Origin of the sequence: Aquiluna sp. Uisw_065 (assembly GCF_047731275.1) — a bacterium.
In the GTDB taxonomy this organism is placed as follows: domain Bacteria; phylum Actinomycetota; class Actinomycetes; order Actinomycetales; family Microbacteriaceae; genus Aquiluna.
Window position 1 is genome coordinate 545,434 of sequence record NZ_CP159836.1, and the last position, 22,541, is coordinate 567,974.

Annotated in this window: 23 protein-coding genes; 11 read left to right on the plus strand and 12 right to left on the minus strand. The window is 51.8% G+C overall.

Annotated elements, in window-relative coordinates; translation table 11 throughout:
* Positions 1-20 precede the first annotated feature (20 nt).
* From hisD to ABXT50_RS02740, 3 genes are read left to right on the plus strand one after another with little or no spacing between them, the layout of a single operon-like run.
* Positions 21-1,316, plus strand: coding sequence for a histidinol dehydrogenase (gene hisD, locus ABXT50_RS02730; RefSeq protein ID WP_415274639.1), 1,296 nt, complete (start codon positions 21-23; stop codon positions 1,314-1,316).
* Between the two features lie 2 nt (positions 1,317-1,318).
* On the plus strand, positions 1,319-1,759 hold the full coding sequence (gene nrdR / locus ABXT50_RS02735) for a transcriptional regulator NrdR (protein WP_415274640.1): 441 nt from the start codon (positions 1,319-1,321) through the stop codon (positions 1,757-1,759).
* A 7-nt stretch (positions 1,760-1,766) separates the two neighbouring features.
* Entirely contained in the window at positions 1,767-2,753 is a 987-nt protein-coding gene (locus ABXT50_RS02740) for a quinone-dependent dihydroorotate dehydrogenase (protein ID WP_415274793.1), read from the plus strand.
* On the opposite strand, the gene ABXT50_RS02745 is transcribed toward ABXT50_RS02740, so the two are convergent.
* Positions 2,740-3,747, minus strand: a complete 1,008-nt coding sequence (locus ABXT50_RS02745) for an aldo/keto reductase family protein (protein ID WP_415274641.1) — start codon at positions 3,745-3,747, stop codon at positions 2,740-2,742. The genes ABXT50_RS02740 and ABXT50_RS02745 overlap by 14 nt on opposite strands.
* A gap of 31 nt (positions 3,748-3,778) precedes the next feature.
* Positions 3,779-4,321 carry a DUF3043 domain-containing protein gene (locus ABXT50_RS02750; RefSeq protein ID WP_415274642.1) on the minus strand — a complete coding sequence of 181 codons (543 nt, stop codon included), beginning with the start codon at positions 4,319-4,321 and terminating at the stop codon, positions 3,779-3,781.
* Between the two features lie 36 nt (positions 4,322-4,357).
* On the opposite strand from ABXT50_RS02750, the gene ABXT50_RS02755 reads away from it, so the two are divergent.
* The 5 genes from ABXT50_RS02755 (at position 4,358) to ABXT50_RS02775 (ending at position 9,167) form a co-directional block, all read left to right on the plus strand.
* Complete coding sequence (locus tag ABXT50_RS02755; RefSeq protein ID WP_415274643.1) at positions 4,358-5,758, plus strand: M20/M25/M40 family metallo-hydrolase; 1,401 nt, start codon at positions 4,358-4,360, stop codon at positions 5,756-5,758.
* 27 nt (positions 5,759-5,785) lie between these two features.
* Entirely contained in the window at positions 5,786-6,127 is a 342-nt protein-coding gene (erpA, locus tag ABXT50_RS02760) for an iron-sulfur cluster insertion protein ErpA (protein WP_415274644.1), read from the plus strand.
* 78 nt (positions 6,128-6,205) lie between these two features.
* The gene (gene coxB / locus ABXT50_RS02765; RefSeq protein ID WP_415274645.1) at positions 6,206-7,060 is read left to right on the plus strand and encodes a cytochrome c oxidase subunit II; all 855 of its coding nucleotides are present in this window, start codon (positions 6,206-6,208) and stop codon (positions 7,058-7,060) included.
* Between the two features lie 5 nt (positions 7,061-7,065).
* Positions 7,066-8,754 carry a cytochrome c oxidase subunit I gene (gene ctaD / locus ABXT50_RS02770; protein ID WP_415274646.1) on the plus strand — a complete coding sequence of 563 codons (1,689 nt, stop codon included), beginning with the start codon at positions 7,066-7,068 and terminating at the stop codon, positions 8,752-8,754.
* A complete protein-coding gene (locus tag ABXT50_RS02775) occupies positions 8,754-9,167 on the plus strand; it encodes a cytochrome c oxidase subunit 4 (RefSeq protein ID WP_415274647.1) in 414 nt (137 codons plus the stop codon). The genes ctaD and ABXT50_RS02775 overlap by 1 nt, the downstream gene beginning before the upstream one ends.
* Before the next feature lie 511 nt (positions 9,168-9,678).
* Here the strand turns inward: ABXT50_RS02775 and ABXT50_RS02780 are convergent.
* From ABXT50_RS02780 to ABXT50_RS02795, 4 genes are read right to left on the minus strand one after another with little or no spacing between them, the layout of a single operon-like run.
* Positions 9,679-11,340 carry a cytochrome b gene (locus ABXT50_RS02780; protein WP_415274648.1) on the minus strand — a complete coding sequence of 554 codons (1,662 nt, stop codon included), beginning with the start codon at positions 11,338-11,340 and terminating at the stop codon, positions 9,679-9,681.
* 3 nt (positions 11,341-11,343) lie between these two features.
* On the minus strand, positions 11,344-12,363 hold the full coding sequence (locus ABXT50_RS02785) for a Rieske 2Fe-2S domain-containing protein (RefSeq protein ID WP_415274649.1): 1,020 nt from the start codon (positions 12,361-12,363) through the stop codon (positions 11,344-11,346).
* Between the two features lie 10 nt (positions 12,364-12,373).
* A complete protein-coding gene (locus tag ABXT50_RS02790) occupies positions 12,374-13,162 on the minus strand; it encodes a c-type cytochrome (RefSeq protein WP_415274650.1) in 789 nt (262 codons plus the stop codon).
* Between the two features lie 4 nt (positions 13,163-13,166).
* Entirely contained in the window at positions 13,167-13,790 is a 624-nt protein-coding gene (locus ABXT50_RS02795; RefSeq protein WP_415274651.1) for a cytochrome c oxidase subunit 3, read from the minus strand.
* Positions 13,791-13,891: 101 nt separating this feature from the next.
* Here ABXT50_RS02795 and trpD point away from each other — a divergent pair, with 101 nt between their 5' ends.
* Complete coding sequence (gene trpD, locus ABXT50_RS02800; RefSeq protein WP_415274652.1) at positions 13,892-14,956, plus strand: anthranilate phosphoribosyltransferase; 1,065 nt, start codon at positions 13,892-13,894, stop codon at positions 14,954-14,956.
* A gap of 117 nt (positions 14,957-15,073) precedes the next feature.
* On the opposite strand, the gene ABXT50_RS02805 is transcribed toward trpD, so the two are convergent.
* On the minus strand, positions 15,074-15,679 hold the full coding sequence (locus tag ABXT50_RS02805) for a YczE/YyaS/YitT family protein (RefSeq protein ID WP_415274653.1): 606 nt from the start codon (positions 15,677-15,679) through the stop codon (positions 15,074-15,076).
* Positions 15,680-15,710: 31 nt separating this feature from the next.
* Here ABXT50_RS02805 and ABXT50_RS02810 point away from each other — a divergent pair, with 31 nt between their 5' ends.
* Together ABXT50_RS02810 and ABXT50_RS02815 are read left to right on the plus strand one after the other, a co-directional pair.
* Entirely contained in the window at positions 15,711-16,466 is a 756-nt protein-coding gene (locus tag ABXT50_RS02810) for a glycerophosphodiester phosphodiesterase family protein (RefSeq protein WP_415274654.1), read from the plus strand.
* Positions 16,467-16,538: 72 nt separating this feature from the next.
* Entirely contained in the window at positions 16,539-16,898 is a 360-nt protein-coding gene (locus ABXT50_RS02815) for an RNA polymerase-binding protein RbpA (protein ID WP_415274655.1), read from the plus strand.
* On the opposite strand, the gene ABXT50_RS02820 is transcribed toward ABXT50_RS02815, so the two are convergent.
* The 5 genes from ABXT50_RS02820 to ABXT50_RS02840 are packed head-to-tail and all read right to left on the minus strand — an operon-like array spanning position 16,888 to position 22,539.
* The gene (locus ABXT50_RS02820) at positions 16,888-17,586 is read right to left on the minus strand and encodes a polyprenol monophosphomannose synthase (protein ID WP_415274656.1); all 699 of its coding nucleotides are present in this window, start codon (positions 17,584-17,586) and stop codon (positions 16,888-16,890) included. The two genes, ABXT50_RS02815 and ABXT50_RS02820, sit on opposite strands and share 11 nt — an antisense overlap.
* Positions 17,583-19,100 carry an apolipoprotein N-acyltransferase gene (lnt, locus tag ABXT50_RS02825; protein WP_415274657.1) on the minus strand — a complete coding sequence of 506 codons (1,518 nt, stop codon included), beginning with the start codon at positions 19,098-19,100 and terminating at the stop codon, positions 17,583-17,585. The genes ABXT50_RS02820 and lnt overlap by 4 nt, the downstream gene beginning before the upstream one ends.
* 16 nt (positions 19,101-19,116) lie before the next feature.
* Positions 19,117-21,564: a DEAD/DEAH box helicase gene (locus ABXT50_RS02830; RefSeq protein ID WP_415274658.1), complete on the minus strand. Its 2,448-nt coding sequence runs from the start codon at positions 21,562-21,564 to the stop codon at positions 19,117-19,119.
* Complete coding sequence (gene tatC, locus ABXT50_RS02835) at positions 21,542-22,330, minus strand: twin-arginine translocase subunit TatC (protein ID WP_415274659.1); 789 nt, start codon at positions 22,328-22,330, stop codon at positions 21,542-21,544. Before tatC ends, ABXT50_RS02830 begins: the two co-directional genes overlap by 23 nt.
* Complete coding sequence (locus tag ABXT50_RS02840) at positions 22,330-22,539, minus strand: twin-arginine translocase TatA/TatE family subunit (protein WP_415274660.1); 210 nt, start codon at positions 22,537-22,539, stop codon at positions 22,330-22,332. Before ABXT50_RS02840 ends, tatC begins: the two co-directional genes overlap by 1 nt.
* Between the last annotated feature and the right edge of the window lie 2 nt (positions 22,540-22,541).

Here is a 22,541-nt window from a genome sequence, read left to right on the forward strand (position 1 = left end):
TTATTTAGTGGGGTTCTAACGTGCGGAAAATCGAGATTTCAGGCCAGATAACACCTGCCCTGATAGCCGAATTACTCCCGAGGGCCGCGGTCAGCATTGAGTCTGTGGCTGACACGGTTTCTCAAATCATTGCCGAAGTGAGGCAAAATTCCCTTGAAGCCCTAGACGCTCAAGCGGAACGCTTCGATGGTCTAAAAAACGTTTCGTTTCGGGTCCCCAAGACAGTATTAGCCGACGCGCTAAACCAGCTGGATAAGCCTCTTAGAGCGGCCATCGAGACCGCAATCACTCGAGTGCGGGCCGTTTCAATGGCCACAATGCCAACAGCCGTGAGGGTTGAATTGGATGAGGGGGCAATTGTTGAGCAGCTCTTTATCCCGGTCGACTCGGTGGGCCTATATGTGCCCGGAGGGAAAGCGGTTTATCCATCCAGCGTGGTTATGAACGTGGTGCCGGCTCAGGTTGCCAAAGTTCCGAGGATTGCCGTTAGTTCTCCAGCCCAAGAAAACGGTCTTCCGAGTCCGAGCGTGATGGCAACCTGCGCCCTGTTAGGTATCGACGAGGTCTATGGCATCGGGGGAGCGAGTGCGATCGCAGCTTTTGCTTATGGCGTGCCTGAAATCAATCTTGAGCCTGTGGCTATGGTTACGGGCCCGGGAAACATCTTTGTTGCCGCAGCTAAGCGCCAGCTGCGTGGCGTCATCGGAATTGACTCGGAGGCAGGGCCGACTGAGATCTTGATAGTCGCTGATGAAAGCGCAAACCCCCGATTTATAGCTGCTGACTTGATTTCTCAAGCTGAGCACGACCAAAACGCTGGGGCAGTTCTGGTCACCGATTCCGCAAGTCTGATTGAGGAAGTGCAGGCTGAGCTTGCGGTTCAGGTGAGTCTCGCAAAAAACCGCGATCGCATCGAAGCTTCTTTGGGTGGTATTCAATCTGCCCTAGTTCTGGTTGCCGACATGAACACTGCAATGGCTGTCGCAAACGAATACGCAACCGAGCACCTAGAAATCCAAACCGCTAATTCTGAAGAGTTGGCACGTCAGGTTCGTCACGCTGGGGCCGTGTTTGTAGGGGCTTACTCTCCGGTTAGTTTGGGCGACTATTTGGCTGGGTCAAATCACGTCCTTCCAACTGGCCAACAGGCGAAGTTCAGTTCTGGGCTTTCAGTGTTTACCTTTCTGAGGACTCAACAGCATGTTACTTATTCGGCTGATGCTCTAGCAGCAGTGACGGACAGGCTTACAGTTTTTTCTGAGGCAGAGAAGCTAAGTGCTCACGGTCGGGCCGGATCGATAAGGCTGGAGGGGTAAAAGTGCACTGTCCTTTTTGCAGAAATTCCGATTCTCGAGTAATCGACTCCAGAACCAGCGATGACGGCGCGTCAATCCGCCGCCGCCGTCAGTGCCCCGAGTGTCACAAGCGTTTTACGACTATAGAAACCGCCACGTTGATGATTACCAAGCGCAGTGGTGTAACCGAACCGTTCTCACGAGACAAGATCGTTTCAGGCGTTAGGAAGGCTTGCCAGGGCAGGCCGGTGACCGACGCGGACTTGGCTCTGCTGGCGCAGCAGGTGGAAGAGGCCCTTCGAGCCACGGGCGCAGCATCAATTGAGGCTCAAGACATTGGCCTCGCTATTCTCGAACCACTCAGAAACCTAGATCATGTTGCCTTTATGCGTTTCGCAAGCGTTTATCAGGCCTGGGATTCGCTCGATGATTTTCAGGCAGCCATCGAGAGCTTGAGGGACTGACAAGTTGTTGTATAGATTTTTCTTCAAGGCGTTTTTTGCCAAACTTGATCCAGAGTTCGCGCACGAGTTAGTAGTAACTGCGCTGAGATTCCTGAGTGGAGTGGGGGTCATCAGAGCGGGCAAGGCTCGCGATGAAATCGGCGTATTGGGGCTCCAATTTGAGAACAGACTCGGGATGGCAGCGGGTTTTGATAAAAACGGAATTCTTATAAAAGCTTTGCACGCACTCGGTTTTGGCCACGTCGAAATCGGCACCGTGACGCCATTGCCACAGCTAGGAAATCCAAAGCCTCGGCTTTTCAGGCTGCCAAAGAATCAAAGTCTGATTAACCGAATGGGATTCAACAACGAAGGAGCTGTTTCGGTTGCCGCCCGAATAGCTAAATTGCGAAAAACAAATCAACGGCTTCCCATTATTGGCGTAAACATTGGAAAAAATAAGACAACCAGTCAAGAGCTTGCTGCGGAGGACTACAGGCTTGCCGCAAAAACGCTTGCACCGGTTGCCGATTACCTGGTCGTGAATGTATCCTCACCAAACACCGCCGGGCTTCGCGATTTGCAACAAGTCGCTGAACTTCGCCCAATCCTTGTCGCCGTCTTGGCCGAAGCCCAAAATGTTCCAGTTTTGCTAAAAATAGCACCGGACCTTATCGATTCCGACATCGAGGCCATAGCTTCATTGGTTGTCGAATTGAAATTGGCTGGCATGGTTGCGACGAATACAACAATTTCTCGCGAGAATCTGATCACCGAGAGCAATGAAGCTGAACCCGGAGGCCTCAGTGGTCCCATCTTGGCAGAACGGTCGACCGAGGTTCTGAAGCTCCTCGGCAAACTTCTTCCAAGTTCGATGACCGTAATTTCGGTGGGTGGAGTTATGACTAAATCTGACTATGCGGGGCGAATTTCCATGGGCGCCGATTTAGTCCAGGGGTACACCGGATTTGTCTACGCTGGGCCGTTTTGGGCCAAGCGCCTTACTGCCCGGTAGGCCTTGGGTTTGGGCTCTTAGTCAAGCTCGGGTCGGTTACGACCGCGCTGCCTAGGATTTCATCCACTTTCTTCATGGTCTCTGCTGGAATCTCAACACCAACCGCTGCAACGTTGGAGGCGATCTGCTCCGGCTTTGAGGCTCCGACAATTGCGGCGGCTACGTTTTGGTTTTGCAAGACCCACGCAATTCCAAACTGGGCCATTGTCAGGCTCAATTCCTCCGCTAGCGGCTTTAGTTTTTGGACTCTGGTCAACGTGTCTTCGGTCATGAACTTTTCCATGAAGCCCCCGATTTCAGAATCAGCGGCTCTTGAATCTTTAGGTAACTCAGCATTAGGGAGATATTTGCCGGTCAGGACACCCTGAGCCAAGGGGGACCAGACAATTTGCGAAAGGCCCAACTCTTTGCTCGCTGGGACTACTTCACCCTCAACTATTCGCCACAGCATTGAGTACTGAGGTTGGTTGGAGATAAGTCGATAGCCCATCTGGGTTGCTAGCGCTTGTCCTTGTCGTATTTGGTCAGCGGTCCACTCGGAGACGCCGACGTAGAGTACCTTGCCCATTCTGACTAGGTCCGCAAAGGCCTGCATCGTTTCTTCAAGCGGGGTTTCGTAATCGAACCTATGAGCTTGATAAAGATCGACGTAGTCGGTATTCAAGCGATTGAGGGAACCATTGATCGACTCCATGATGTGCTTGCGGCCCAGCCCCACATCGTTGGGACCTTTTTCGGCTACTGGCCAGTAGACCTTGGTTAGAATTTCGAGGCCTTCGCGGCGCTGCCCCTTGAGGGCAGTACCAAGAACGGTTTCCGCCGCCTGATTCGCATAAACGTCGGCGGTGTCAAAGGTTGTAATTCCACCGTCGAGAGCCGCGTGGACTGTCTCGATGGCTTGCTTATCTTGGACCTGGGAGGCGTGAGTCAGCCAGTTTCCATAGATTATTTCTGAAACTTTGAGTCCGGAAGTACCTAGATGTCTGTGCTGCATTTTTTTTACTCCTTTTCTTGGTGCCGACGGCCTAAAGCTCTAATTTAGTAAATCTTGCGACCTGTGGTTTCGGTATCCGCAGTGTCCGCATCTGAATCGAACGCATTGCCCCGTACCAAGCTAAACCGCCATCTAGATTTTCAGCGCCTAGTTTGTTGCCAAGTTTTTTCTTCACAGCCTTGCCGACTAAGAACGAATCCACCGCGACGACTGCAAACAGCCCCCACATGGCAAACAGCGCGATTATTTGAATCTCGTAGGAGTCAATGAATGTCATTAGGACTACTACAAACAGCATTGGCAATACAAGTTCTCCCGCGGTGAAGCGAGCATCAACCACGTTGCGAGCAAGTTTGCGCTGGGGACCCTTATCTCGGGCTCCAAGATAGCGCTCTTCGCCTGCCATCATTCCTTCTCGCGCTTTTTGACGCTCAGCACGGTTCTTTTCCTTATCCGCACTCTTGGCCTGTTTGCTGCGATCGCCAACCAGTGGGCGCTTTCGAGCAAGCTCACGGTCTTTTCTCGACGGGGTTGGGCGACCTTTGCCAGCCTGGGTGTTGTCCTCTTGAGTCATTGAATCCTCTTGTCCGATGTGCCTAAGATTACAGGCATGGCATTTTCTTCTATCCCAATGAACCCTAAATGGTTTGAACCCGCTAGTAAATTCGTGGATTCGTCATTCCCGGCCGCTGTTGCCAAATTGGGCCAGTTGGTCAAGATTCCGGGTATCGCTTGGCCGAGTTTTGATCAGGGCAATCTTGAGCTTTCGGCTGAGAAAGTCGCAGACGAATTCCGTCAGCTGGGCTTTTTTGACTTTGTCGAAATTCGAAGAGCGGCAAAGCCATCAGGGGATTCGGGGGCTCCAGCGTTAGTTGCAAGAAAAGCCGGTCACCCAGACGCGCCACATGTGCTGTTGTATGCCCATCATGACGTGCAACCACCGGGGGATAGGTCTCTATGGGACACGGAGCCTTTCGAAGCCACCTTGAAGGGCGATCGACTCTTTGGAAGAGGTGCCTCGGATGATAAATCCGGAATCATCACCCACTTGACTTCTCTTCGGGCTTTTATTGAGCTCGCCACTGAGATTCGCATCGGCGTAACTGTATTCATTGAGGGCGAGGAGGAGGCCGGATCGGAGTCCTTCCCGGAGTTTCTGAGGACAAACCACGCTGATTTAGCCGCCGATCTCATAGTTGTTGCAGACAGCGGGAACTGGAGCGAAGACGTTCCCGCTCTTACAAGTTCGCTACGAGGGATGGTTTCGCAAACTTTCACGCTGAGGACCTTGGATCACGCGCTGCATTCGGGAATGTATGGGGGTCCATTACCTGACGCCACCACCGCCATGATTCGACTTCTTGCTTCGCTGACCGATGAAAAGGGAAATGTCGCTATTTCGGGTCTTGATTCGGTCCCAATCGATGGACCGGAACTATCTGATGAGGAATTTACTCAAGTCGCCGGACTTCTGCCCGGTGTAGAACGACTGGGGACTAAAACCGTAACTCAGCAGATTTGGGGAGAACCAGCCGTAACAGTGATCGGCCTAGATCTTCCGGCGGTAGATGTGTCATCTAATACCGCCCAGCCGGCAGTCCGGGCCAAGATCTCCTTGCGGCTAGCACCTTCCCAAAGCCCAGAGAGCGGACTTGAGGCTCTTAAAGACCATCTGACCCGCCATAAGCCTTTCGGGGCAGAGCTGGAGTTCGGAAGACATGAAGCCGGTCCCGGGTACTTGGCAAAAGATGGCTGGGCGGCCAAGCTGGCCCACGAGGCCTTTTCCGCTGCGTGGCCGAATCCCAGTGTGAACATGGGGATCGGCGGCTCTATACCGTTTATATCTCAGTTTGCTGAAGCTTTTCCAGGCGCCGAAATTCTTGTAACCGGGGTAGAAGAGCCAGATTCAAGGGCACATTCGCCAAACGAGTCACAACATTTGCCGACTCTAAAAAGAGCCATACTGGCTCAAAGTTTGATTCTGCTCAACGGGAATGACTTAGTCAGATAACTGTTAAACTATGCATCGGAGGTTCAAATGACACAGGTAATAGCACACGGCGTAAAGCTCACAGATTTCGCAGTATCCAAGGTTCGTTCCTTGTTAGAGGCCGAAGGTCGCGACGACCTTCGTCTGAGAGTTTCTGTGCAGCCGGGCGGTTGTTCAGGTTTGATTTACCAGCTTTTCTTTGACGAACAGCTTGAGGAAATTGACGCGATTGTTAGCTTTGACGGAGTTGAGGTAGTTGTGGACCCAATGAGCGTTCCATACCTTGACGGTGCCTCAATCGATTTCGAGGACACAATCCAAAAACAAGGATTCACGATCGATAACCCGAATGCCGACGGAAGTTGCGCATGCGGAGATTCTTTTAGCTAAAGCGCGGTTTTCAGGCAGTTCCCTGACCCTCATCGGTTAGAATTTAGTAGTTCAAACTAACAATTGAAGGATCAGAAATTGAGTAAAAACCGTACTCGCATCAGTGCCGTAGCGCTTTTCTCAAGCCTAACTTTGGTCCTGAGCGGTTGCAGTGCGGAGCTCCAAAGAGGATTTTCGCCTGATGCCTCCGGAGTTACCAATCACACAGACCGAATAATCGGACTCTGGACCACGTCTTGGATCGTTCTTCTGGGTGTCGGAGTTGTCTCTTGGGGGCTAATAGCGTGGGCCCTTATTGTCTACAGACGCCGTAACGGAGCAACAGGTCTTCCATCTCAGCTTCGCTACAACCTTCCAATTGAAACTCTTTTTACAGTGATCCCATTGATTCTTGTTGTTGGTTTCTTTGCCTTTACCGCAAGAGACATGTCTGCCATCGAAGCCAAAGTGGAGAACCCAGATATTCACATCGAAGTTATAGCTAAGCAGTGGAGCTGGGATTTCAATTACGTGGATGACAATGTGTATGACAGCGGCATTCAGGCACAATTCACCGGCACAGAGGAAAACATCTTTGAGACGCTTCCAACTCTTTACTTGCCGGTTGATAAATCCGTGCGTATAGAGCTGAACTCCAGAGACGTAATTCACTCGTTCTGGGTTATCGACTTTCTTTACAAAAAGGACATGTTTCCCGGACACACAAACAACATGTACTTCACTCCTCTGAAGGAGGGCACATACGTGGGTAAGTGTGCCGAACTTTGCGGTGAGTACCACTCGATGATGTTATTCAATGTGAAAGTGGTCTCTCAGACAGAGTATGACTCTCGAATGGGTGCCCTTGCCACGCAAGGAAACGTAGGACAACTTTCAACAGAGTATGACCGAAACCAAAATCTCCCTGGCGGAGATCCGACTATTAGAGGCTAGAGATCATGGCTACGATCACACCAACAAGAACAAACCCTGCGACCTTCAAGCCGAGGCGTAGCAAGGGTGAAATAATTGTCGACTGGCTGACCACCACTGATCACAAGAAAATTGGGTACCTCTACCTGATTACATCATTCTTGTATTTCTTGCTTGGTGGAGTTATGGCCCTAGTAATTAGGGCGCAGCTAGCATTGCCGGGACTCGAAATAGTTGCCACAAAAGAGCAGTACAACCAGCTCTTCACTATGCACGGAACAATCATGCTGCTGATGTTTGCAACTCCACTTTTTGCAGGGTTCGCAAATGTTCTGATGCCGGTTCAAATCGGAGCTCCGGACGTCGCGTTTCCTAGGCTGAACGCAATTGCTTACTGGTTCTTTAGCTTTGGAAGCCTAATTGCAGTTTCTGGCTTCTTTACGCCTCAGGGTGCTGCTAGCTTCGGCTGGTTCGCCTATGCACCCCTTTCTAACACCACATTCTCACCTGGAATCGGTGGGGACCTGTGGGTATTTGGGCTTGCGCTCTCGGGGTTCGGAACGATCCTCGGTGGAGTGAACTTCATCACGACAATCATCACAATGCGCGCTCCCGGAATGACAATGTGGCGGATGCCGATTTTCACTTGGAACACTCTGGTGACTTCAATTCTTATCATCATGGCGTTCCCTCCCTTGGCCGCAGCTTTATTCGCGCTCGGCGCTGATCGTCAATTTGGCGCTCATATCTTTGATCCTCAAAACGGCGGGGCTATGCTCTGGCAGCACTTGTTCTGGTTCTTTGGTCACCCGGAGGTCTACATCATTGCGCTGCCGTTCTTCGGCATCGTCTCGGAAATCTTCCCGGTATTTAGCCGCAAACCGATCTTTGGTTATAAGACTCTCGTTTATGCGACGATCGCTATCGCTGCCTTGTCCATGACCGTGTGGGCTCACCACATGTACGTCACAGGGCAGGTCCTACTTCCGTTCTTCGCCTTCACTACGATGCTTATCGCGGTTCCTACCGGAGTGAAAATTTTCAACTGGATCGGAACGCTCTGGCGCGGATCGATTACTTTTGAAACACCGATGCTTTGGAGCTTAGGATTCTTGGTCAGCTTTGTCTTCGGAGGTTTGACCGGAGTGATTCTGGCATCTCCTGCTCTTGACTTCATGCTCTCTGACTCTTACTTTGTGGTCGCTCACTTCCACTATGTGGTGTTCGGCACGGTTGTATTCGCCATGTTCGCGGGCTTCTATTTCTGGTGGCCAAAGTTCACCGGCAAAATGCTGAACGAGAGGCTTGGAAAGATTCACTTCTGGATCCTTTTCGTTGGCTTCCACACCACGTTCTTGGTTCAGCATTGGCTTGGGGTCTTGGGTATGCCGAGGCGCTACGCAACTTACCTGCCGGAGGACGGGTTCACTGAGATGAACCTGATCTCTACTGCGGGGGCTGCTCTACTCGCTCTTTCCATGATTCCATTCTTGTTCAATGTCTGGATAACTGCTCGTAAGGGCAAGATGGTGGAGCTCAAGGATCCTTGGGGCTACGGCCGCTCGCTTGAGTGGGCGACCGAATCTCCGATTCCGAGGCACAACTTCCACTCGATCCCGAGGATTCGTTCAGAGTCTCCCGCTTTCGACCTGAACTACCCTGAGCATGCTGCTCCGGAAGCGAAGGCTTCCTACAGCAAAGAGGGCATTGCGTAATGCGCTCTAACATTGGGCTGCAAATGGTGATGGCGGCCTATCTTGCAGTAGCTACGATCGGTTACGTCATCGTGTCCTACCTTGTGTTTGGATACGTTGAACCGATTGGTACCATCGTTATCGGGTTTTCTGTTCTTCTATCCCTGCTCATTGCGTTCTTTCTCTACAGCGGTCTCAGCAAGGACTCAGCGCTTCCAGAGGACCGTCTCGATGGCGAGATTGCCGACGACTCGGGTGAGGTTGGATTTTTCAGCCCTTGGAGCTGGTGGCCGCTGGCTCTAGGCTTGGCTTGCGCGATGTTGTTTCTGTCTCTTGCTGTTGGTTGGTGGGTGACGTTCATAGCTGTCCCACTAGCCATCGTTGCCGTTCTAGGCTTTGTTTACGAGTATTCACGCGGAGCTCACGCCCACTAACGGATCACCCTCCTGCCAGTCAGACCTTTACCAGCGATACCCGCTATCGGTTTTCTGCCACCCGCTGTCCGCTTCGGTATGCGCGTGGGGCTCAAGCCCCTTATCGGTGTGTTCTTCCTGTCAATCGGGCCTTGACCTAGTCATCTTCGCTACCGGCTTCCATCCAACTGCCGTGTGTGGGTCTTCATGTCGAGTTCACGCTTACTAACAGAGCATTCTTCCTGCCAATCAAGCCTTTTGTAGCCAGGCCCGCTATCGGCCTTTATTCAATCGCTGTATCTCGAGCTCGTCGACAAGCTCGCTTCCCGGAACATTGACGATAAGGCGGTTGGATTCTTTGTCGCATCCAACTCTGTATAGACGGGGCTCGCCCCTCATTCTTGGGGACTGGTCCTGACTGAGCGCAAGGACTCCTGGCGATGCGTCGAGTTGAGTTTCGGCTGGACAATACCGGTTAAGAAACAAACCCCGAACCTTGAGAGGATTCGGGGTTTGTCAGCGTGCAAGTAGTTTATGCGTCGATTGATTTCCGCTTGCGTGTTGGCTTTTCCTCCACAGCCTCTGGGGCGTGGTCAGCATGTGCGAGCTCGTATTCTGCCTTTGATACAGGGGCAATACGGTCTTCGAAGTAGATCTTTGATACTGCCGAGCGAAGACGATTGCTTAGACTTATCTTCCCATTCGAGTCCGGACGGGCAAGCACCGGCTGATAGTCCTTGTAGTCGATTAGCTTCCACAGTTCGTACTTGTCTACTGTTTCGTGAACCTCAATGTATTCACCGTGTGGCAACCGCACAACGCGGCCGGTTTCCCGTCCGTGGAGAACTACCTCTCGGTCCTTATTTTGAAGCGCAATACAGGCGCGCTTCGTGACGAAGTAGGCAATTCCAGGTCCGACAAGAAGCATTATCTGCATGGCTACCAGTACCTGGTTTAGGGACATCTGGAAGTTCGTTGCTATTAGGTCAGTGGACGCACCTGCCCAAAGAACTGCATAGAAGGTAACTCCAGCGGCACCGATGGCGGTCCGAGTCGGAGCGTTTCTTGGTCGGTCAAGCACGTGGTGCTCGCGCTTGTCCTTTGTTACCCAGTTCTCGATGAATGGATAGGCCGCAACTAGCGCCAAGAACAACAGCGAGACAATTAGGGGCACCATGACTCCCATCGGAATCACGTAGCCGAAGATGGAAATGTCCCAGCCTGATGGCGCTAGGCGCAAGGCGCCGTCTAACCATCCGATGTACCAGTCCGGTTGCGTACCTGCTGAAACGGGGGAGGGGTCGTAGGGTCCGTAGTTCCAAATGGGGTTAATTGTGAATGTCGCTGCTATGGCCGCCACAACTCCAAAGACCAAGAAGAAGAATCCTCCGGCTTTGGCAACGTAGACGGGCATTAGCGGATAACCGACAACATTGTCATCTGTGCGTCCTGGACCGGAATAGTGAGTGTGCTTATGAATGATGACCATCATTAGGTGGACGCCGATAAGCACAATAATTAGTGCCGGAAGAATCATTATGTGCAAGCTGTAGAGCCTGGCAACTACCTCTGTACCGGGGAATTCCCCTCCGAAGAATCCGGAGCTAAACGCGGTCCCAATTACTGGGATGCCCTTGATCATTCCGTCAATAATACGAAGACCGTTTCCGGATAGTAGATCGTCAGGAAGGGAGTAGCCGGTGAATCCAGCGCCCATACCCATTAGGAAAAGCAAGAATCCAACTACCCAGTTGAGCTCACGTGGCTTGCGGAATGCACCGGTGAAGAAGACTCGAAGCATGTGCAGTCCGGCTGCAGCAACGAAGAGCAGAGCGGCCCAGTGGTGAACCTGTCTCATTATTAGGCCACCGCGAATGTCAAAGCTGATGTCCAAGCTCGACGCGTAGGCGATAGACATCTGGGCACCCTTGAGAGGTGCGTAGCTGCCGTTGTATTCGACTTCGGCCATTGAGGGTTGGTAGAAGAAAGTTAGGAATGTGCCTGATAGGACCAAGATCACAAAGCTGTACAGAGCGACCTCACCAAGCATGAAGCTCCAGTGGTCGGGAAAGACTTTACGTCCAAAGCCCTTGAGGACTGCTGAGACGCTGAGACGCTCGTCTAAGTAGTTGGCTGCCCCTCCTACGAATCCCGGCTTGGCATCTGTTGTGCTGGTGTCTGTTGTATTAGTCATTTGTTATTTCCTTATGTCCCAGAACGAGGGTCCGACAGGTTCCAAAAAGTCACTTCGAGCAATTAGGTATCCCTCAGCATCAACAGCGATTGGTAGCTGGGGGAGAGAACGCGAAGCGGGGCCAAACACAACTTCGCAGTGGTTCGCCAGATCAAAGGTCGACTGGTGGCATGGGCAGAGCAGGTGGTGAGTGTGCTGCTCGTAGAGCGCTACCGGACAGCCAACGTGAGTGCAAATTTTCGAGTATGCAACTATGCCTTGATAGCTCCAGTCCGCCTTGGCCGGATCTTCGTTGAGGTCGCTTGGGTTCACTCGAACGAGCAATACCGCTGCTTTAGCCTTTTCCTCGAGCTTGTGTTCTTCCATCTCACTCAAGCCCTCAGGAATCACATGGAAAACAGATCCAATAGTTACATCAGAAGCCTTAATCGGGATACCGGTTGGGTCCTTGGTCAGCCTTGTTCCTGCCTTCCACATGGTGTGCTTCAGGGTGTCGCCAACAACCGGGCCTAGGTCGCCAAAAATAATAATTGCCGGTATTGGGAAGAACACAAGAGCGCCGTACATGCTCCTTCGAATTAGCTTTCTTCTTGAGAATCCAGACTCTCCGTCAGCGAGCTTTACAATTTCCAGGGCCTGAGCACGGGTTTCGTCCGAGCTTCTTGCTTGGTGACGCATTTCGGACACTTCATTGTCCGGCATCAAAGTCTTTGCCCAGTGAACGGCTCCAAAGCCGATACCGAACATGGACAGGGCCATACCGAGACCCATCCACAGTGAGTTGTTTCTAGTTGCCGACAGGTCGCCGTCCACGATAGGGAAAGCGAAAAAGCCCCAAATTGCTATGATCGCGCCAACGACGCTGACTCCAAACATGACTGCTATCTGCCTTTCGGCAGTACGAGCGTGTTTTTCGCTCTTGTCGGTCATGCGAATACGGTGCGGCTCGATTCCAGGGTTTGCAATCGGCTTTTCTATGTCTGTGGCTAGCCCAGGGGAGTAGCTCTTTTCAATATCGCTCATGCGCTATCTCCTAATTCGACTTTGCCCCGAGCCATACAGTGATGGCAATAATGAACCCCAACCCGAATATCCAGGTAAATAATCCCTCGGCGACTGGGCCAATAGAACCCAATTCGAACCCGGCTACCGAATCATTGTCCTCGATGTACTTCAGGTAGGTGATGATGTCTTTTTTATCTTCTGGCGTCAGGTTTGCGTCGTTGAATACCGGCATGTTCTGAGGTCCGGTAACCATTGCTTCGTAAGTGTGCTTAGGGGTTGACCCTGCAAGAGCCGGGGCAAACTTACCTTCTGTCAAGGCGCCACCAGCTCCGACGGCATTGTGGCACATTGCACAGTTGATTCTGAACAACTCTCCACCGTGAGTAGCGTCTCCGTCTCCGCGAAGATATTCTTCATCCGGAATTGCTGGACCAGGGGCAAGAGATGCAACATAGGCCGCCATTGCGGAAATCTGTTCCTGAGTGAATTGCACGGGCTTTGCACGTAACTGAGGACCTGAGCCCTGACCTGGCATGCGGCCAGTGCCTACCTGGAAATCAACTGAAGCGGCACCAACACCTATGAGGCTGGGTCCTCCAATGGCACCCTCACCATTTGTGCCGTGGCAAGAAGCGCAATTGGCCAAAAATAGCTTGCGACCTTCTTCAACTTGAACCGGAGAACCGGCTTCTGCCTGAACTATGTTGGTAGCCGTCGCGTAACCTCCACCTGACAGTACTAGGCCAAGGAACACCACTAGTCCCGCGGCCCAAGGGCGCCGGCGCATCGGTTTTGCTGAGCTCAACTTTTTCTCCATTTTGTTATTTGAGGATGTAAACGACTACGAAAAGACCAATCCAAACCACATCTACAAAGTGCCAATAATATGAAACAACAATTGCGCTCGTTGCTTCCCTGTGACCGAAATTCTTTGCAGCGTAGGCGCGACCAATTATGAGCAAGAACGCTACTAGTCCTCCGGTTACGTGCAGCGCGTGGAACCCGGTAGTTATGTAAAAGGCGGAGCCGTACGAATTAGAACTGAGGGTAATCCCCTCAGAAATCAGCATCGCGTACTCCCAAATTTGTCCCGAAACGAAAATTCCTCCGAGTACATAAGTCAAGAAGAACCACTCGACCATTCCCCACTTAGCAGGGGATGCTCCAGTGCGCCTCGGTTGCAGCCTCTCGGCAGCAAATACGCCGAACTGTGCAGTAAAGGAGCTGGAGACAAGAATGAGAGTGTTAACGAGCGCAAAAGGGACATTCAGGATCTGCGCATCATTTGCCCAGAGGTCTGGCGCCCCAGCCTTCAGGCTGAAGTACATTGCAAAAAGACCGGCAAAGAACATAACTTCGCTACCAAGCCAGACAATAGTGCCGACCGAAGTGGAGTTCGGCCTATTGATTACCGGGGGGGCAATAGCTTCGGAGGTGGAGGTCATGTTTCAAGGATACCCGAGGAAGCCTTTCTGTGGCCCGGAAACCGCAAGGTTCCCAATATTTTTGAAGAATTTCTACACTTTGGGATAGTTAGACTGCTGTAATGACGATTCAGACATGGCCGGAGGTGCTGACATCCTTGGTAGCGGGTCAAGACTTGACCCGCGAAACTGCCAGTTGGGCAATGAGCCAAATTATGTCCGGCACCGCCACGGCCAGCCAGCTAGGCGGGTTCATGACGGCCCTTAGAGCCAAGGGCGAAACAGCAGCCGAACTCGGTGGGTTGGTCGATGTAATGCTTCAAAATGCTGAGAAACCCAACATTTCCAATGATGCGCTTGACATAGTCGGAACCGGGGGAGACCTAGTCGGCACCGTGAACATCAGCTCCATGGCTGCTGTGGTTGCTCGGGCCTCAGGGGTTCCAGTTCTAAAGCATGGTTCCAGGAGTGCGTCAGGAAAGACCGGATCTTCCGAGATGCTTGAAATGCTGGGCATCAGGCTGGACTTATCATCAGAGCAGGTCGCCAACGTTTTTGAAAGTCAGGGGATTACTTTTTTCTTCGCACCGGTATTCCACCCGGCGATGCGCCATGTCGCAGCCGCCAGGAAGGAAATTGGCGTCCCAACAACTTTCAACTTCCTCGGCCCCCTCGCAAACCCGGTGCAACCAATCGCCACCGCGCTTGGGGTCGCAGATGCCAAGATTGCTCCGCTTATGGCGGAAGAGCTCGCAAAAAGAGGCAGAACCGCAATCGTATTCAGGTCGGATGACGGACTGGATGAGCTCAGCACAACGGCTGCGAACCGCTTATGGCAGGTCAACAATGGAGAAATTTCGGAATTTGAATTCGACCCCATCAGCATCGGCTTGGAACGGGTGAATCAGTCTCAACTGCTGGGCGGTGATGCGACACACAATGCTCAGGTGGCCGCCGGGGTATTCGCGGGAGAAGGATTTCCTAATTCCGAGCCGATTACCTCCATTGTTTGCTTGAACGCAGCCGTTGGAATCGTTACTTACGAATTAGCTAAGAACCCATTCTTAGCGGAGGTCAGTTTTAGTGATCGAATTCAGAGCGCTTTCCATGTGGCAATGAGTGCAATAGCAAACGGTAGCGCTTCGCTCGTAGCCGCGAACTGGGCTGCCAGCACTCAGCAGGCCTAAGGCTCTAGATAACAACCCGGATTGAAGAGGGGAATCTTCGAATAAACCTTAGTTGACATAATGTTTATTATCGGCTGTTTGTAGTCATGACGAATCAGCGCGGAAGTGGGTCGTTTCCTAAACCCTGCCGCTTTTATCAGCGAGGCCAAACAGCCTCATGGCCAGCTGATTTAGGTATCCGATCGAGATTGCAAACAATAGAGTTCCTTCTCTAACCTGTCCGCCAAGTAAGAAGCCGATTATCACGACGATTATCTCCACGGATGTTCTTGTGATCCAAAAGGGCTTATTGAATCTTTTTGCCAGCCCCATCATCAGGCCGTCCCTAGGGCCTTTGCCAAAGCCACAAGAGATGTAAAGGCCAGTCGCAAAGGAAATAATCAACATTCCTAGGACAAAAAGCGTGAAATTTTGCCAGTAAAGCTCGAAATCTGGAAGCAAGGGCATCGTCAGGTCAGCGAACAGCCCCACCAGAATCGCGTTTAGCACGGAGCCAATTCCAGGTTTTACCTTTAGCGGAATCCAAAAAAGCATTACCAAAAGGCTCACTGCGATGGTTGCTTGTCCAAAGGTTATGGAAGTTTGGAGCGAGAGTCCTTGAGCCAGCACGTCCCAAGGAGGTATTCCGATTCCGGCGTGAACCATCATTCCCAGGCCGGCACCGTAGATGGCCAAACCAAAAATTAGTTTCGCGAAACGATAGATGAAATTAGACTGGACCACTCCCAAAGAATAGGCCGTTGATCTAGAGAAAATGACGAAAACTAGTTATTTTGAACCGCCGATCCCCAGAGTTTTTGCCCACCGAGGTTTTAGTTACCTAGTCCCCGGTGTTGACGAAAATACGATTGAGTCGTTTCGAACCGCCCTGGATCGTGGAGCGTCCCACATTGAGACTGACACGCAGGCCACGCTGGATGGAGTCGCCGTGCTTTTCCACGACACCACATTGCTGAGGCTAATGTCTGTGGATGCCAAAGTTTCTGAGCTTACTTTTGCTGAACTTTCAAGCTATTCGCTTCCGAATAATGGCAAAGTCCCGTCTCTTGATCAGGTTCTTCGGGAGCTTCCGGGAGTTCGTCTAAACATTGACATAAAATCTGCCGGAGCTGTTGCCCCAACCGTCAGAGCCATTGAGGAAAATAACGCTCACGACCGAGTGCTCGTGTCCAGTTTTTCCAATGGCCGCCGGAAGCGGGCTTTGGCTTTACTGAGTAGACCGGTTGCAACCTCCGGGTCAATGTCTGACGTTCTGAGAATTTGGCTGGCACATAAGTTTTTGGGTGGTTTTCGGCTAAAGGCTCTAACCAAAGGTCTTGACGCGCTTCAGCTGCCTCGCAATTACGGGCTTATCTTGTTCGCAAAGCCAAAGTTCATTGCCGCGATGGCAGCCAACGATCTTGAGGTCCATTTTTGGACGGTAAACGAAATCGATCAAATGCGTGAGCTTTTGTCGATGGGGGCATCCGGTGTCGTAACCGACAGGTGTGACCTGGCATCAAAGCTGTGACTGGTCTGTGAGAATGGCGCCTTAGGGAATTAGTCTCCCCTGCTCCGGCTTGAATCCCAGCGGAGGCAAAAAATGGCAGAAACTATGCGAGGAATGCGACTTGGTGCGCAGTCCCTTGAGTCAGATGTTGGAGTTCAACTATCGGCGAGGCAGTCGGTCGGCTTCCTGTGTCCTAAAAACCACAGGTTTGACCTAGTCTTTGCGGAAGGCGTCGAGTTACCGATTGCCTGGCAGTGCCAGTTCTGTGAATCTTCAGCCACCAGACTTCTCGATGGAGCCGCTGTCATTGATGATTCCGAAGCGGATACCGCTCCTCGAACTCACTACGACATGGTGAAGGAGCGTCGCTCTGAACAAGAACTTGAGCAATTGCTTGAGGAAATGCTCGTGAGTATGCGCAAGCGACGGTCCCAAGGACAAGTCAGCGTCTAAATCTCCATTTGGTGCAGAGCCAAAATGCTTCAAGGACAATGCCGTAGGTCATTTTGCTTTTGCCCTTTACTCGTTCAACAAAAATAATCGGCACCTCCACGATCTCCACCCCTCGATCTTGGCAAAGAAGTGTCATCTCAACTTGAAAACCGTACCCGTGTGCCTGCACTTTTTCTAGCGGGAATGCCTGTAGCAAAGCGGTCGGGTAGCATCTAAAACCGGCCGTCATGTCCTTTACGGTGCTACTAAGCATTTTTCTTGCGTAAAAGTTACCTGCCCTCGAAATTACCCGTCTGATCCAAGGCCAATTTTCGACCTTGCCGCCGGGTGTCCAGCGAGATCCAATAACTAATCGGTTTGAGTGTGCTTCGCGCGTTAGTTTTTCAAGATCGTTTGGGCGATGACTGCCATCGGCGTCCATCTGAACTACAAAGTCAAAGCCTTGTTCAATGGCCCATTCGAATCCGGCAATGTAGGCCTTCCCGAGACCCTGTTTTTGGTTTCGGTGTAGAACTGAAACTCGCGAGTGCTTGAGGGATAAGTCTTCTGCCAATACCCCGGTGCCATCCGGGCTGTTGTCATCGATTACCAGTATCTCGAGATCCAACTTCTGGGCTAGAACTTGTTCGATGCTCGACTCCAAAATGCTCACTTCGTTGTAAGTGGGCATAAGGACAAGAATTGTCATCGCCTTTTTCTTCTAATTCCGAAGGCAAAAAGGAAGCCGATCGCCGCAACCATATTTGCAATCTCGAACGTTTGGCCAAAAAACATTGCTGGAGTAGTGCCACTATAGAGTGGCACCCGCTCGACCATCGCGCCCGCCTGATACCAGGTGAGTTCGCTCAGCACCTTCCCGGTTGGAAGGTAGATTGCGGACAGCCCAACGGTTGAGATGTTGACCACGGCTCTACCTGTTTCGATTGCCCTGAGTTGAGCTATGCCAGCCTGCTGGTAAGTCTCATCGGAGTACCCAAAGTCCGCATTATTAGTTTGCGAAAGTATTACCTCGGCCCCTCCAGACACAAGCTCACGAAGGATGGAATCCTCTGCGATCTCAAAGCAAATAAGCGTGCCTGCAGTAAAGCCCTCTGAGACTTCATAGATTCCGTCCCTAGTTCCAAAGCTGAAGCCCTCGGGCACGAGATCGATAAGCGTCGGGGCAAACAGCCTCCAGAATTCCCTGTCTGGGACAAACTCTGCAAACGGGACAGGCTGTTGCTTATCATAAAAGTCAACAGCCCCAACCCCTGGTTCCCAGAGCAGGGTCGAATTGAAGTTGTCGCCACCTCTGGTTGTTATTGTGCCGAAGCTAAAAGGGGCCCCAACTCTTGTTGCTAACTCATCAATCTTTCGAGCCGCCTCTTTGTCTCGAAGTGGATCTAGGTCGGAAGCGTTTTCCGGCCAAACTAACAGGTCAATCTCGCCGGCTAGCTCGGAGTCAAAAATTAGCTCGGAAGCACTCAAGTGATTTTCGAGGATTGAGCCTCGCTGCAAGTTCGAGAATAATCCCGCGTTAGCGTTTCCCTGCACAGCAGCGATTGTTTTGGTCGTAATGGGTTCTGGGTTGTTTGCGACGCCCGTTATCAGGGGTGTTATTACTAAGACAGAGAGGGTAATGACAGCCGAGGTTTTTCTCATTGCGTTCCTACCACGTCGGTGAAGAAACCAGATTGCCAGAATTCCGCCTATTAGCGCCAGTACGAAAGTCAGCAGTGACAGACCACCAAAATAAACCCATTGATTCATGAGGCTCGAAGGCTGGGTCATAGAAAGCCTCGACCAGGGAAAACCGCCGTAAGGAAAGTTGTTCGCGAGGAATTCTCGGAACGTCCAAATCGATGCGCTTGCCACGGCAAAGATAAGGAGTCCGGACTTCTTGGGCTTCCATTTTTTATACAGCCACGCGGTTGCGCCAACACTCAATGCAAAAAAGAAGGACATTAGGGTGCTCAGCGCAATCAAGGGAACTGGCCCCAAATAAAGAGCTATCCACTCAATGTGGGAAATATAAAATACTTGGCTCGCGACAAATCCAATCAGTACTGCTTTCCAGAAACCCAGCCCAAGGGTCGCAAGTAAAATCAGCGCTGGAATCAATGGCGCGAGAATCCAAATGTTCTCGGTGGGGAACGCGTAAAGAGCGAGCAACCCGCCAAGAGCACCAAGCGGTATCCGCCACACCAATTGAGGAATCTTCACACCCATAGCTTAATTACTAGATGTAGTAGCTGTAGGCAACAATGCCTCTTTTGACCAAATCCATGGAGTTATAGGCGGTCTCCGCCAGCTCCGCATCCGCACCTTGAGCAAGCTGGTCCAGAAGGTCGATGATCTGTTTCGACCACCTTATGAAGTCTCCGGCAAGCAGCCCTGACACCTTCAGGACATCGTCGAGACGAGCGCCTGTCGCCCATCGGTAAATGGGCCAGGATAACCCGAGGTCCAACTCGGTTTCGGGCGCAAGTCCGTACTTAGTTTGAAGCTCCACCAACTCTTCTTGAATCAGCTCCGTCCTTTCAAGGACTTCGCGGAACCGGCCCTTCGGCAACTTGGGCTCGTAATCGCCGTCGTCGCGGCGGTTCTCGTAGACCAGGGCCGCCGCCATGGCCGCGAGCGAGGGGGCATCAAGGTCTTTCCAGGTCCCCTGGTTTACGCACTGGGCAATGAGCAAGTCTCGCTCGCCGTAGATCTTTGCCAGCCGCTGGCCAGACTCGGTTATCTCGAGGTCATCGTCTTCTGGCTGGAGGTAGGCAAGATCCTGCAGTAGGTCGCAGATTCGTGAGAACACCTTAGAGACTTGGTTTGTTCTCGATTCAATTTGATGAACGGCAGTATTTATTTCAGCGCGGAGCTTCTGATATCGCTCTCCCCATCGCGAGTGGGCTTCTCGTTCGTTACAGCCGTGGCAGGCGTGGGCCCTCAGGGCTCGTTTTAGCTCGGCAATGTGCGATTCGTGCTGTCGCATGGACTTGGTCTCGCGAATGTCCTTGCCGCCCCTAGAGCGCCAAGAAGCGCCCTTTCGCTCGAGGTCTGTAATTTCACGTCTTATGCCGGAGTATTCGATGAAGTTTCCCAAGTGACACTGGAGTGCGTCCTCATAGCTTTCAAGCGATGCCTGCTTTTCGGCAATAACTTGCGCAAGTCCTACGACTGACCGATCAGCTTGGAACTGGGCAAAAGATCGCTCCAGCATCTTGCTGGCCGTTTGGGCGCCAAAGGCTGAAATTAAATTGACTGCCATGTTGTAGGTCGGGCGGAATGAGCTATTGAGAGGGTAAGTCCGTTTCGAGGCTAGGCCCGCTACCATGTTCGGGTCCAATTGCTGACCCCACAAAATTACTGCGTGACCCTCGGTATCGATTCCACGACGACCAGCCCTCCCGGTCAGCTGGGTGTACTCCCCCGCGGTTATTGAGACTCTAGCCTCACCGTTGAACTTATCAAGTCTCTCAAGAACGACTGTCCTTGCGGGCATGTTGATGCCCAACGCAAGGGTCTCCGTGGCGAAAACCACGCGGACTAGTTTTCTAAGAAACAGCTCCTCCACTACCTCTTTGAACGCAGGCAGCATTCCAGCGTGGTGAGCTGCGTAACCCCGCTCAAGAGAACTGAGCCAGTCGAAGTAGCCCAAGGTGTCGAGGTCCTCGTCAGCAATCGAACCGCACCTTGCTTCGGCGATTTTTCGAATTTCCTTGGCTTCTTCGCTGGTGGTTAGTCTCACTCCAGCCCGTCTGCAGGCACTTACGGATGCCTCGCATCCAACCCGGGAGAAAATGAAGAAAATTGCAGGAAGAAGCTCTGCGCGATCTAGAAGTTCAACAACGTCTGATTTTTCAAGTCTTGGGAAGCGCCGATCGGGCTGACCACGATAATTCGAACGCGAATTGTTCTTGGGTCCTCGATGCGGGGCACGCTGACGAGCCTGATGCTTTTGCAGCAGCTCCGGATTTACACGCGTTTTATTGCTTCCTGTTTCGAACAGCTCAAGTAGCTCCTCGCCAAACATCACGTGCTGATGCAGTGGCACCGGTCGAATTTCCGAGACAATTATTTCAGTATTTCCCCGAACCTCCGCCAGCCATGCCCCAAACTCTTCCGCATTGGAAACGGTGGCGCTTAGAGAGACGACCTTGACGTCCTTAGGAAGATGAAGAATCACTTCCTCCCAAACCGCTCCCCTGAATCTGTCGGCTAGATAGTGCACTTCGTCCATGACGACATAGCCCAAGTCCATTAGCGTGGTACTCGTGGCGTAGATCATGTTCCTTAGGACTTCGGTGGTCATAACAACAATCTCAGCTTCTGAGTTACTGTTGCTGTCACCGGTTAGCAGTCCGACTCTATTTTTCCCGTAACGGGCTGCCAGCTCAGCGAACTTTTGATTACTTAGTGCCTTAATCGGGGTGGTGTAAAAAACCTTCTGCCCCTTGGCTAGTGCCAAGTGGATGGCGAACTCTCCGACGATTGTCTTACCAGCCCCAGTTGGAGCGGCAACTAAGACCCCCGCCCCGGCCTCAAGTGCTAGACAGGCCTGCTCCTGAAAGTCATCTAAGGGGAAACGTAACTCATGTGTGAAAAGCTCGAATTCGGGAAATTTTGATTTTGACTTGGCTCGCCGGTAACGATCGGCGAGGCTAGGCTCACTGGACTTCGATGTCGTCATCTACAAACTTCGATAGTTTTCTTGCTCGTCGCTTGTCGTTTGCGATTGAAATTCCAACCGCAGTAAAGAACAGCAAGGTGAGCGGTGCCATGAGCAGGAACATTGACATCGGCTCTGCCGTTGGAGTGGCCAGGGCCGATACGGTCGCAATTATCAGCAGTGCAATTCTCCAAGCCTTGAGAATGCCCTTGCCAGTCACGAGACCAGCGAAGTTCATCAGTACCAAAACAACCGGCATTACGAAGGCTAGGCCGAAGATTAGAAGAATCCTGATTGCGAACAATACATATTCTGCGGCGTTTATGACGTTCGAGCTTCCTTCAGGTGTAAAGCCAATTAGAACTACCACGAAACCGGGAAGCGATGTCCACGCCAGGTAGGTACCGAGAAGAAAAAGTGGCAGAGCCGAAAACACAAAGCCAACCGCGTAACGCCGTTCCCTAAGTTTTAAACCAGGAGACACAAAAGCCCAGAGATTCCAAAGCCACACCGGAGCAGTCATGAGGACGCCCAAGAAAATAGAAATTTGGATTCGAAGGTCAAACGCGGAAACTACTGTTCCGAAGTTGACGATTGCATCTATGCCGCGCTCACGAGTGACATCTAAAAGTGGGCCTTGTAAGACCTTGAACACCGGATCGAATAGAAACCAACCAACCACTGTTCCCGCTATTACGAAACCAGCCGACCATGAGAGACGAACCCTAAATTCTCTTAGGTGAGATGAAAGGCTCATTCGGCGCTCTTTGTTTTTGCGCCAGAGCATTAGTCCTTCTTCTTGTCGCCTTCACTAGGCGCTTCGGCCGCTACTTCACTAGCTTTAGTTTCGGCACCCTCGCCGTTTTTACCTATTTCTTTTCGGAAAATCCTCATAGATTGCGCTGCGCTCTTTGCCAAAGCCGGAAGCTTCGGTGCTCCCCATAGCAGAAGGACGATTGCGAGGATGATGATCCATTCCCAGCCTTGAAGTCTCATGC